Raw genomic sequence first — 11,867 nt, forward strand, 5'->3', positions numbered from 1 at the left:
GTGCTTACTCCCCGATGCGGGTGAAAGGACGCGCCTGTTGGCCGTCACGCAATTGCGAAGCGCCTGTCATGACGATCTGCGTGCCATCCGATGGACCATCGACCAGATAAATCTGCCCGTCCTCGCGCATTTCGATCTCTACCGGCGTTTGGCGAACTGTGTCTCCCTCAAACACCATCACAAAGGCGGCGCCGTCAGGTCCGTAAACAAGCGCTGTTTCTGGCAGGACAATGCCATCGGGGGCTTTGCCCTCGGCGCTGGCATAGACTGTTGCCGATGCGCCCGGGAATACAAAAGCGCCCGGGTTTTCGGCAAAAGCCAGCGTGATGGTATAGGATTGACCAATGCTGGAAGTCTCTGTTTCAAATTCCCGCATGCTCAGGGCAAAGCGCCGCGGATCACCTGGAAAGACTGCGGTGAATGCGACGCGATCACCCGCGCCGGCCTGCCGAAACAGAACTTCGGGGACCTCGATGTCTACCCGCAGTTCCGAAATGTCGTGCAGGCGCACAACGGGCGTGCCTGCTGTAACTGTCTGATAATTTGCAATCAGCCGCCGCGCGATCAATGCATCAAACGGCGCGCGCAGGGTGGCGTGACCTAAATCGTCTTGTGCATTCTCCAGCGCAATTGCCGCCAGTCTCAATTGCGTCTCCGCGTCCCTGACCTGAACAGCCGAAACAGCCTGTCCGCGCAAGCTTTCCAGCCGTTGTGCATCACGTTGTGCTTTGTCGTAATTTAGCTGCGCCTGTGCGACCGCGCGTTCGTAGCCCGCCAGGTCAAGCTGTGCGATCAGCGCGCCTTTTGGCATTGTGGTGCCTTCTTCGGCACTTAGTTCCAGCAATTGTCCACCGACCTGAAAGGCAAGGTCCACGGTTTGTTTCGCAGCCACTTGTCCAAAGAACTGCCGTTGCAGAACGCGCGATTGGCTGGACAGCTCCATCAACTTGACTGGTTTGGGCGCGGGCTGCACTGGGTCTTCCTGTGCCATTGCTGCAAACGGAATAATCAAGGCTAGAGCCCCTGTTACAAACCAATGGCTGCGCATGTGTTGTTCCTATGTCGTAGATTAAATGCTTTCTTCGACTTATATCTCCGGCCGGAAAAAGCAAACTGTTTAGTTCACTTTTGTGTGCGTCGATGTGCATGTGATATCTGGATTGTAGCACGCTTTTGGGCAGGTCAGGTTATTCGCCAACGAATGAACCCGATTAGAAAAGCACGGATGGCAGCCATGTGGCGATGGAAGGGAGCACCCAGATCAGCAAAATACCGATGGCTTGCAGCGCAATGAAAGGTACGACACCGCGATAGATATGGCCTGTGGTTATCTCTTCGGGGGCAACGGCACGCAGGTAAAACAGCGAAAAGCCGAACGGAGGCGTCAGAAAGCTGGTTTGCAAATTGATTGCCAGAAGCACGCCCAGCCAGATCGGATCATGCCCCATGATAATGAGGGACGGGGCCACCATTGGCAAAACGATCACGGAAATTTCGACGAAATCCAGAAAAAAGCCAAGCACGAAGACAAAGAGCATCACAAACAGTAGCGCGCCATTTGGTCCGCCGGGCAGGTTTTCAAGCAGATGTGCCACGCGCTCCTCTCCACCCAGCCCGATAAAAACCAGTGAGAAAAAGCCGGCAGCAAGGATGGTCGCAAAGATCATCGCGGTCATCGTCAAGGTCGAGGTAGCGGCCTCATGTATGATCTTGGTTCGGATGGCGGCGCGTAGAGCAAGCACAACAGCACCAAGGCCGATGATTGCCAATAACGCATAGACAGCCCCGATCACCCATTCTAGCACACCGTTGTCGCTGCGTTGCAGCCGTACCGGATATGCCCCTGCGAGCAAGCCCAGAAGAACCAGCGCCACAGCCCCGATCAAGATCAGCCTGGGGTTTATGCCTATCCGGCGTCCCGCCATCAGCAAGGCACCGACCGCTCCAACGGAGGCTGCCTCGGTCGGGGTGGCGACGCCGCCCAAAATCGCGCCGAGCACCGCGAAGATCAGCAATACTGGCGGAACAATTGCCGCGACAATCTCATGACGGTCGGGGCGGGCAAGGCCGAAGTCTGCGGGGGGCATGTCAGTGGGGCGTAGTGCGCCTCGGATCAGGATATACAGAAGATACAACACGACCAGCAGCAGCCCCGGAAGCATCGCCGCGGCAAAGAACTGGCCAACTGACAGGGCTTCGACGGCGAATTTTCCCTGCTCGTATTGCGCCTGTTGGTAGGCATTCGACATCACGTCCGCCAAAATGATCAGCAGAGTGGAGGGAGGGATGATCTGCCCCAACGTACCGGCTGTACACACGATGCCGGCAGACAAGGCAGGGTTGTAGCCAGCGCGCAGCATTGAGGGCAGGGCGATCATCCCCATAGCGACAACAGTTGCGCCGACGATGCCGGTGGAGGCAGCAAGTAGCGTGCCAACCAGCACCACGGAAATTCCCAAGCCCCCGCGCAGCTGTCCGAAACAGCGTCCCATCGTGTCCAGAAGGTCTTCGGCGATTTTGCTTTTTTCAAGGATCGCGCCCATCAGCACAAAGACAGGAATGGCAATCAACACCTGGTTGCCAATCAGGCCGTATGCACGCTGGCCCAATGCGCCCAGCAGCGAAACATCCATAACCCCCAGCATCCAGCCTAAATAGGCAAAGCCGATGGCAACACCGGCAATGCTGAACGAAACGGGAAAACCTGAAAGTACGGCGACCATCAGAGCCGCAAACATAATCAGGTCAAGATATTCGATCATGCGGTGCGTTCTCCATGAAACAAGCGCACCAGCGAAGACACTGACTGTAGCAGGATCAGGATGCAAAAGGCAGGAATGAGAGATTTGAGCAGGAAGACGGCCTCGATCCCGCCGACAGATATCGGCCCCTCAAGTATCCGCCATGAGTTTCGAACAGAGGGCCAGGACCAATACAGGAGGGCTGTCATTGAGGGGATCAGCAGAAACAGGTGGCCCATCACATCAATGCGCCTGCGGGCGGCATCGCCAACCTTGGCATAGAAAACGTCAACGCGGACATGTTTGTCCACCAGTAAGGTGTAACCGGCGCCAAGCATGAACAGGGTGGCATGCATGTACAGCACGCTTTCTTGGGCCGCGATCGAATTGAAGCCGAAGACATAGCGCCCGATTACAATGCAAAACTGTACCAGCACCATAATCAGGGCAAGCCATCGAACAAGGCTGGCGACAACGCGGTTCATTAGGTCAATTGCATCTGCGATCAAAAGCATCTTCGCCCCCAGTGTTTTAGGTAGCGATGCGCAGCACAATCGCTGCGCATCGCAAGAGGCTTAATAGCCGAACACACCCGCGCGGGCATTCATCTGCCCATTGTCGGCATAGCTCATATAACCGCCGACCAGATCGCGGTAGGCGATGAAGCTTTCGGTGATGCGCACCACTAGTTCATCGTCATCGGCAAGATATTCCTGCATAATCTCTTCTGCCGCCACACCCATGGCTGCGATCACATCGTCAGGTAGCTTACGAACCTTCACATTGTGCTCTGAAACCAGAGTTTGCAGGGATTGCGCATGCTTCGTCATGTACTCGGTCCAGACAGGGTTATAGAGACCTTGACATGCCTGCGTGACGACTTCTTTCAGGTCATCCGGCAGCTCCGCGAACACGTCTGAATTCACGCCGCATTCCTCTGCGGAGGAAGGCTCGCCCACGCCGGGCCAGTAGTAGTAGGGCGCAACTTGATAATAACCGAGCGCGGAATCTGTCCACGGGCCAATGAATTCTCCTGCATCCAACGCGCCGGTCTGGAGTGCTTGGAACATTGCGGGGCCGCTCATGGCTTCGGCTGCCATACCCAGTTTAGCCGCCATTTGCGACGCGATCCCTGTGGTGCGGAATTTCAGCCCTTTAAGGTCCTCGACAGAGGTGATCTCGTTCTTGAACCAGCCTGCCCACTGTGGGCCGGAGTTGCCGCACAAGAACGGCTTGATCCCGAAACGTCCGTACATTTCATCATACAGCGCCTGACCGCCGCCATGATACATCCAGCCAAATTGCTCATCAGCGCGCAGGCCAAAGGGTTGTGAGCCGAACAGCAAAATGCCTTTGGATTTTGAGCCCCAATAGGCAGGTACCGCGTGATAAAGTTCGGCTGTGCCTTCAGAAACCGCATCAAAAACCCCATTGCCCGGGACGATTTCGCCCGCTGCATAAAGCGTCACATTGATCCGCCCACCCGAAAGCGTTGTGATGCGATCAGCCAGCGTTTGCGCCGCTACACCCGGTCCGGGCAGGTTCTTAGGCCAGGCAGATACCAGTTTCCACTCACGCACGTCCTGCGCGGTGGCGGGGGCCGCGAGCGTTGTTGCCGCTGCACCAATGCTTGCTGTTGCCAGAAATTTCCGTCTGTCCATGTCATTTCTCCTTGTTGGGTTTGAATTATTGATTTTTCTTTTGGTTGGTCCTGAATGTTGGGATCACGCTTTGCGCGGGCTTAGTTTCCCAGAATGCGCGGCAGTCGGAGGCCATTTTCGCGCGCGCAGGCGATTGCGTCTTCATAGCCAGCGTCAGCGTGCCGCCAGACGCCGCTGGCCGGATCGTTCCACAACACACGTTCGATCCGCTTGGCGGCCTCGGGGGTGCCATCAGCGCAAATTACAACGCCCGAGTGCTGGGAGAACCCCATACCTACGCCGCCGCCGTGGTGGATGCTGACCCATGTGGCCCCGCTTGCGGTATTCACCAGCGCGTTCAGAAGCGGCCAGTCCGACACCGCATCAGAGCCGTCTTTCATCGCCTCTGTTTCGCGATTGGGAGAGGCGACCGACCCTGAATCAAGATGGTCCCGTCCGATCACCACAGGCGCCTTCAGTTCGCCGCTTGCCACCATTTCATTGAAGGCAAGCCCGGCGCGGTGGCGATCACCCAAACCGATCCAGCAAATGCGCGCGGGTAAACCCTGAAAGGCAATACGGTCACGCGCCATATCCAGCCAATTGTGCAAGTGGGTGTTGTCCGGGAATAGCTCCTTCATCTTCTGATCTGTTTTATAGATATCCTCGGGGTCGCCGGATAATGCGCACCAGCGGAACGGTCCGATGCCACGGCAGAACAGCGGGCGGATGTAGGCGGGGACAAAGCCGGGAAAGGCAAAGGCGTTCTCCAACCCTTCCTCCAGTGCAACCTGCCTGATGTTGTTGCCGTAATCCAGCGTAGGCACACCGGCATTCCAGAAGTCTACCATCGCCGCAACATGCGCCTTCATGCTGGCGCGCGCTGCTTTCTCGACGGCCTTTGGATCGCTTTCCTGTTTGGCGCGCCAGTCCGCCACGCTCCAGCCTTGGGGCAGGTAGCCGTGCAGCGGGTCATGCGCGCTGGTCTGATCGGTTACGATGTCAGGCCGGACAGTTCCGTCCTTCATGCGCTGGACTAGTTCGGGGAATACTTCTGCTGCGTTTCCCAGCAGGCCAACGGACTTGGCCTCACCCTTGGCAGTCCAGTCTGCGATCATCGCCAAGGCTTCGTCGAGCGTTTGTGCTTTGGCATCAAGGTATCTGGTGCGAATTCGGAAATCTATGCGTGTCTCATCACATTCAACAGCCAGGCAGCAAGCACCGGCCATCACCGCCGCCAAGGGTTGGGCGCCCCCCATGCCGCCAAGTCCGCCGGTCAAAATCCATTTGCCCGTAAGATCGCCGTCATAGTGCTGGCGACCAGCTTCGGCGAAGGTTTCAAATGTGCCCTGCACAATCCCTTGGGTGCCAATGTAAATCCACGATCCGGCTGTCATCTGGCCATACATCGCCAGACCCTTCTTATCGAGCTCGTTGAAGTGATCCCAAGTGGCCCAATGAGGCACAAGGTTGGAGTTGGCAATCAACACGCGGGGCGCGTCGGTATGGGTTTTGACAATTGCTATCGGCTTGCCCGACTGGACGACCAATGTCTCGTCCGCGTCAAGGTCCTTTAGGCTGGCAACGATGCAGTCGAAATCCTCCCACGTCCGCGCAGCACGCCCGATGCCGCCATAAACCACCAACTCATGCGGGTTCTCGGCAACGTCGGGATGCAGGTTGTTCATCAACATCCGCAGCGGTGCTTCTGTTTGCCAGCTTTTTGCGGTCAGCTCGGTGCCCGTCGGCGGATAGATATCGCGAGTATTTTTGCGGGGGTCGCTCATGATGGCCTCCAGTTGGACAGCGTTTCGAGAATGGTTTTGAGGTGTGTGCGCAGTCGGGATGCGCGGTCTGTGTCATAGGTCCACGGCGGGGCCTCATGCATATAGGTCGATTGGGCTAACTCCATCTGGATTGCATGGATGCCATACGCAGGTTGACCGTAGTGACGGGTGGTCCAGCCGCCCTTAAAGCGACCATTTAGGATCGTGCTGTAATTATTTGATTTTTCGCACATTTCACTGATTTTGGATTCGATGTCTGGCGCGCAGGTTGCGCCGGAATTGGTGCCGATGTTGAAATCCGGCAAGACGCCATCGAAGAGAAACGGGATGCGCGACCGGATAGAATGACAATCATAAAGCACTGCAAAACCGTGTATCGATTTGATCCTTTCCAGCTCTGTCGCCAAGGCCAGATGGTAGGTCGCATGATAGGTGGCGCGTCTGTGTTCGATCTCTGCCGCGTCGGGTTCTTGACCATCAAGGTGTATCGCTCGTCCGTCAAAATCGGTCAGCGGACACAGGCCTGTGGTGTTCTGGCCGGGATAAAGGCTGTTGCCTGACGGGTCGCGATTGACGTCGATCACGTAGCGGTGGACGTTAGTGCGCACTGTCGTGAGGTCAGGCACCAAACCGTTGTAGAGGGTGTGGATATGCCAATCCGTGTCTGCGATCGCGCGGCCTGTTTCGTTCAACCGCGCGCGGCAGTCTTCGGGGATGTGCGTGCCAGTGTGTGGCAGGCCCAACACCAGTGGGCTGTCACCCTGTGAGACGTCGATCCAGCTCACAGCATCATCTCCAGACCGGCGGCAGCGGCAAGACTATCTGTCAAAATGCAATCGGCTGCGTCTCTGAGGTCGGGCGCAAGATAACGGTCCTCTTGCAAGCTCGGGATGGTTTTGCGCAGACAATCAATGGCTGATTGTAAGGGCGCAGAAGTCGTCAGCGGCCCGCGTTGTTCGATGCCTTGCGCGGCGCACATTGCCTCAATCCCCAGAATGACCGACAGGTTCGCCGTCATCCGCCCCAGACGGCGGGCGCCATGCGCTGCCATGCTGACGTGGTCCTCCTGATTGGCCGAGGTCGGCGTGCTGTCGGTGGAGCAGGGGTTGGCTAGATGCTTGTTCTCGCTCATCAACGCGGCCGTGGTGACTTCCGCGATCATCAAGCCGGAATTCAGGCCGGGTGCAGGCGTCAGGAAAGGTGGCAGGTCGAACGACAATGTGGGGTCCACCATCAGTGCCACGCGGCGCTGGGCAATCGCCCCGATCTCCGCCAGCGCCAGTGCGATCTGGTCGGCGGCAAAGGCGACAGGTTCGGCATGGAAGTTGCCGCCTGAAAGGATCTCTCCTGTCGCTGGGATCACCAGGGGGTTATCGGTGACGGCGTTTGCCTCGATCCGGAGCGTCTGGGCTGCAAAGCGCAGCAGATCGATCGCAGCGCCCGTCACCTGTGGTTGGCATCGGATGCAATAGGGGTCCTGAACGCGGGTGTCCCCGTCGCGGTGGCTTTCGCGGATGATGCTTCCTTCCAGAAGGCGTGACATTGCGGCGGCAACTTCAATCTGGCCTTGATGACCGCGCAGGCTGTGGATCGCTGGATTTAACGGAGCGGTAGACCCCATGATCGCGTCTGTGGACAGTGCAGACGTCACAACAGCAGCACGCGCCGCGCGCCAGCCTTCGAACAGGGCCGCCAGCGCAAGGGCTGTTGAAAACTGGGTGCCGTTGATCAGGGCAAGGCCCTCTTTGGCGCCCAACACAACAGGGCGAAGACCCGCCGCATCCAGCGCCGCACCGCCTGCCATTATTTGCCCCTGAAAGACTGCTTCGCCTTCACCGATCATCACGGCGGCCATATGCGCCAACGGGGCCAGATCGCCCGAGGCACCGACCGACCCCTGTACCGGAATCACAGGCAGCACGTCGGCTGTTATCATCGCTTCGATCAGCGCGCAGATATCCCACCTCACGCCCGAAGCGCCCCGGCCCAGCGACAACAGCTTTAGCGCCATCATCAGGCGGGTCGTGCCTGGTTCAAGGGTTTCGCCCACTCCGCAACAGTGGGACAGGATCAGGTTGCGTTGCAGTGTCGCTGTATCCTGTGGCGCGATCCGCACCGACGCGAGCTTTCCGAAGCCGGTGTTGATACCGTACACGGGTGTGTTGCCGCTGGCTGCCTGTGCGACAATTGCGGCGGATGCGTCGACAGCTGCGCGCGCCCCGGGATCAAGCTGAACTGGGTCCGAATGCCTCCAGAGCGCTTCGAGTTGTACAAGCGTCGCGGCACCGGGGATGAGTGTGAGCGTCATGTTTTCCCTCCAAGCAGACGGGCATGGAGGGGATTGATTCCGATGCCATAAGATAATTCAGCCGGATCGCGCACGTTCCAGATCGCCAGATCCGCGCGCATACCTTTGGCAATGACCCCGCAGTCTGGCAGCCCTACCGCACGGGCCGCGTTGCGGGTCGTGCCGGCCAGCGCCTCTGCCGGGGTCATGCGGAACAAGGTGCAGGCCATATTCATTGCCAAAAGAAGGGAACCCATAGGGGATGACCCGGGGTTCCAATCTGTGGCCACAGCCATAGCAACGCCCTGGTCGCGAAAGGCCTGAAGCGGCGGCGCTTGGGTTTCGTGGATTGTGTAGAATGCGCCGGGCAGCACAACGGCAACCGTGCCTGCCGCTGCCAGTGCGGCTGCGTCCTCAGCGGTGGCATACTCCACATGATCGGCAGACAGCGCGCCATACTGCGCCGCCAATGCGGTTCCGCCAATGTGGCTCAGCTGTTCGGCATGCAATTTCACTGGCAGACCCAGCGTGCGGGCTTTGTCAAAAACGCGGGCGATCTGCGCCGTGTCAAAGGCGATGCCCTCACAAAACCCGTCCACCGCATCGACCAGACCTTCGGCGTGTGCCGCTTCGAGAGCGGGCAGGCAGATTGTGTCAATATAGGTATCCGCGTCCATGCCGGTAGGCACCGCATGCGCGCCCAGAAAGCTGGTGACGATGCGCACGGGCCGCTGTTGCTCCAGCTTACGGGCCACGCGCAGCATCTTAAGCTCGGTTTCGATGTCCAGCCCGTAGCCTGATTTGACCTCGATCACGCTGACCCCTTCGGCGATCAAAGCGTCAACGCGGGGCAAGGCGCTGGACAGCAGATCGTTCTCGGTCGCCGCACGGGTCGCCGTGACTGTCGATATAATTCCGCCACCGGCGCGCGCCACTTCTTCATAACTCGCACCGTTCAGGCGCATCTCGAATTCGCGCGCGCGGTTGCCGCCGTGAACAATATGGGTGTGGCAATCAATCAAGGCAGGAGTGACCAGACGCCCCTCAAGGTTCTGACGCGGCAGTTCTCGATACCGCTCAGGAAGCGTGGCGGCCGGGCCAACCCAGTCAATCAGGTCCTCCGATAGGACAATCGCCGCATCTTGTATCAGGCCGTATCCCTGCGTGTCGGGGCTCATCGTTGCGGCGGTCAGTCCGGTCATGACGTGGGAGCGGGGCATCAAGAATCCTTGCGTTGAGAGTTACATAAAATTAATATGTATGTACTTAATAAAGTCAACGGAGTTATTTCGTGCAAATCATTCATGCGAAACAGGCGCTTACCCCGACGGGTTGGCAGAGCGATGTTGAAGTGACCTTGGATGCAGGGGGGCGAATCGCAGGTCTGGGTCCACAGCTGCGTGCACCGACTAGCCGTGTAGCGCTGCTTTTGCCCGCGCCGTTGAACTTGCACAGCCATGCGTTTCAGCGCGCCATGGCCGGTCTGACCGAAGCACGTGGCCCCGATCCCAAAGACAGCTTCTGGAGCTGGCGGCGGCTGATGTACAAGTTTTTGGACCAATTATCGCCGGATCAGGTTGAGGCAATTGCCGCGCTGGTTTTCATGGAAATGCTGGAGGCAGGGTACGGCGCTGTCGCAGAGTTCCATTATCTGCACCATGACGTTGGTGGTGTGCCTTATCGCAACCTTGCAGAGATGTCCGAGAGGATCGTTTCAGCCGCGCTTACCAGTGGCATCGGCCTGACATTGCTGCCTGTTCATTATCAGTTCGGCGGGTGTGATCTGCGCCCGCTCAATGGCGGGCAACAACGGTTCGGGAATGATCCTGATCGGTTCATGCGCTTGCATACAGATGCGGTCGGGGCGGTCGCTTTGGGGGCGGGTGACTATGCCACAGGGGTTGCGCCGCATTCTTTGCGGGCGGTCAATCCTGAGGGCCTTGCAGACATCCTTGGACAGGCAGGATCAGGTCCGGTTCACATGCATCTTGCAGAGCAGGTGGCGGAAGTAGATGAAGTTTTTTCACATCTGGGTGCACGTCCCACGGAATGGCTTTTGGATAATTATGCGGTCGATGACCGGTGGTGTTTGATCCACTGCACGCAGATGACCGAGGCAGAGACGGCAGCCCTTGCCAAGACAGGTGCGGTGGCGGGGCTGTGTCCATTGACAGAATCGAACCTCGGAGACGGGATCTTTAACGGGACCACTTACATGGGGCAGGGCGGCGCTTTGGGGGTAGGCTCTGATTCCAATGTGCATATCTCGCTGTTTGAAGAACTTAAGACACTGGAGTATTCCCAGCGTCTGCGTGATCTGTCACGTGCGGCATTGGCAACGAAAGATCGCTCCACAGGCCGTGTTCTTTTCGACGCAGCAGCCAAAGGTGGTGCGCAGGCGGGTGGTCGCGACAGTGGCCGGATTGAAGTGGGCCTATGGGCTGATCTGGTCGGGCTGGATGATGACAACCAATGGCTCTGCAACCGGCAGGGCGACGCGGCCTTGGACAGTCTGATTTTCGGGGGCGGTGGTAAATCATGTGTTCGCGATGTCTGGAGCGCGGGTCGCCATGTGGTTAAGGAGGGTCGCCATTCAAGGCGCGATGCCATAGTTTCGAACTTCAAAACTGTAATGCGGCAACTGGAGACCAACATTTGACTGGGCAGACGCGGCTTTCCTGGACCGATGTGCGCGATACGATACGCGACCGGATCCTAAGCAGAACCTATGCACCCGGAGACAGGCTGCCGCGGGACGAAGACATTGCAGCCGAATTGGGCTGCGCGCGTCCCACTGTTCACCGTGCCATGCAGGATTTGGCCCAAATCGGTCTGGTCGAGCGTAAGCGCAAAGGCGGTACACACGTTCGGGCAGACCCCGTCACACGCGCTACCTTTGATATTCCCATCACGCGGCGAGAGGTCGAACAACGGGGCAGCAAATATAGCTACCAGCTGATCAGCCGCTCATTAGCGGATACGCCGATGTCGGTGATGGTCCGGTTCGGCATCCAGCATCCGGTACAAATGCTTCAGGTCAAGGCGCTGCATCTGGCTGATAACCGCCCGTATATCTTTGAAGATCGCTGGGTCGATCTCCGTTCCAATCCCGATATTCTGGACGTCGATCTGGAAAGCGAAAGTGCGAACGAATGGCTGGTGCGCAACAAGCCGTACAGCCGACTTGATGTCCGGTTCTACGCGATGAGTGCCGAGGGCGAATGCGCCGAACACCTTGCAACCGGTGCCGGCGCGGCGCTGCTCGTGATCGAGCGTACGACCTGGCTTGGGCTTGATCCAATCACGACTGTTCAGGCCGTCGCGGCCCCTGGATATCAATTGGTTGCGCAGAACTGATCGAACAGGTCTGCACCAAAGAGGTTGAGAAAGAGACAGCGCTGAGTTTTGCCAA

Annotated in this window: 10 protein-coding genes; 2 read left to right on the plus strand and 8 right to left on the minus strand. The window is 58.2% G+C overall.

What is annotated here, in order from left to right; translation table 11 throughout:
- Positions 1-4 precede the first annotated feature (4 nt).
- The 8 genes from K3757_RS04590 to hutI form a co-directional block, all read right to left on the minus strand.
- Entirely contained in the window at positions 5-1,048 is a 1,044-nt protein-coding gene (locus K3757_RS04590) for an efflux RND transporter periplasmic adaptor subunit (protein WP_259999791.1), read from the minus strand.
- A 163-nt stretch (positions 1,049-1,211) separates the two neighbouring features.
- Positions 1,212-2,762 carry a TRAP transporter large permease subunit gene (locus tag K3757_RS04595; RefSeq protein ID WP_259999792.1) on the minus strand — a complete coding sequence of 517 codons (1,551 nt, stop codon included), beginning with the start codon at positions 2,760-2,762 and terminating at the stop codon, positions 1,212-1,214.
- A complete protein-coding gene (locus K3757_RS04600) occupies positions 2,759-3,256 on the minus strand; it encodes a TRAP transporter small permease subunit (protein WP_259999793.1) in 498 nt (165 codons plus the stop codon). The genes K3757_RS04595 and K3757_RS04600 overlap by 4 nt, the downstream gene beginning before the upstream one ends.
- 60 nt (positions 3,257-3,316) lie before the next feature.
- Complete coding sequence (locus K3757_RS04605) at positions 3,317-4,402, minus strand: TRAP transporter substrate-binding protein (protein ID WP_259999794.1); 1,086 nt, start codon at positions 4,400-4,402, stop codon at positions 3,317-3,319.
- Between the two features lie 80 nt (positions 4,403-4,482).
- Entirely contained in the window at positions 4,483-6,168 is a 1,686-nt protein-coding gene (gene hutU / locus K3757_RS04610; RefSeq protein WP_259999795.1) for a urocanate hydratase, read from the minus strand.
- Complete coding sequence (gene hutG, locus K3757_RS04615; protein ID WP_259999796.1) at positions 6,165-6,953, minus strand: N-formylglutamate deformylase; 789 nt, start codon at positions 6,951-6,953, stop codon at positions 6,165-6,167. Before hutG ends, hutU begins: the two co-directional genes overlap by 4 nt.
- Positions 6,950-8,476, minus strand: coding sequence for a histidine ammonia-lyase (gene hutH / locus K3757_RS04620; protein ID WP_259999797.1), 1,527 nt, complete (start codon positions 8,474-8,476; stop codon positions 6,950-6,952). Before hutH ends, hutG begins: the two co-directional genes overlap by 4 nt.
- Positions 8,473-9,675, minus strand: a complete 1,203-nt coding sequence (hutI, locus tag K3757_RS04625) for an imidazolonepropionase (RefSeq protein WP_259999798.1) — start codon at positions 9,673-9,675, stop codon at positions 8,473-8,475. The genes hutH and hutI overlap by 4 nt, the downstream gene beginning before the upstream one ends.
- 71 nt (positions 9,676-9,746) lie before the next feature.
- Between hutI and K3757_RS04630 the strand changes: the two genes are divergently transcribed.
- Together K3757_RS04630 and K3757_RS04635 are read left to right on the plus strand one after the other, a co-directional pair.
- On the plus strand, positions 9,747-11,114 hold the full coding sequence (locus K3757_RS04630; protein WP_259999799.1) for a formimidoylglutamate deiminase: 1,368 nt from the start codon (positions 9,747-9,749) through the stop codon (positions 11,112-11,114).
- Positions 11,111-11,812 carry a GntR family transcriptional regulator gene (locus tag K3757_RS04635; RefSeq protein WP_259999800.1) on the plus strand — a complete coding sequence of 234 codons (702 nt, stop codon included), beginning with the start codon at positions 11,111-11,113 and terminating at the stop codon, positions 11,810-11,812. Before K3757_RS04630 ends, K3757_RS04635 begins: the two co-directional genes overlap by 4 nt.
- The last annotated feature ends 55 nt before the right edge of the window (positions 11,813-11,867 follow it).

It is taken from the genome of Sulfitobacter sp. S223, assembly GCF_025143825.1.
In the GTDB taxonomy this organism is placed as follows: Bacteria; Pseudomonadota; Alphaproteobacteria; order Rhodobacterales; family Rhodobacteraceae; genus Sulfitobacter.

What these genes read in the sequence shown, in the direction of transcription:
- K3757_RS04595 (WP_259999792.1), bottom strand. Translation starts at nt 2,762, where the DNA reads ATGATCGAATATCTTGACCTGATTATGTTTGCGGCTCTGATGGTCGCC.
- hutU (WP_259999795.1), bottom strand. Translation starts at nt 6,168, where the DNA reads ATGAGCGACCCCCGCAAAAATACTCGCGATATCTATCCGCCGACGGGC.
- K3757_RS04600 (WP_259999793.1), bottom strand. Translation starts at nt 3,256, where the DNA reads ATGCTTTTGATCGCAGATGCAATTGACCTAATGAACCGCGTTGTCGCC.
- hutH (WP_259999797.1), bottom strand. Translation starts at nt 8,476, where the DNA reads ATGACGCTCACACTCATCCCCGGTGCCGCGACGCTTGTACAACTCGAA.
- hutI (WP_259999798.1), bottom strand. Translation starts at nt 9,675, where the DNA reads ATGCCCCGCTCCCACGTCATGACCGGACTGACCGCCGCAACGATGAGC.
- K3757_RS04590 (WP_259999791.1), bottom strand. Translation starts at nt 1,048, where the DNA reads ATGCGCAGCCATTGGTTTGTAACAGGGGCTCTAGCCTTGATTATTCCG.
- K3757_RS04605 (WP_259999794.1), bottom strand. Translation starts at nt 4,402, where the DNA reads ATGGACAGACGGAAATTTCTGGCAACAGCAAGCATTGGTGCAGCGGCA.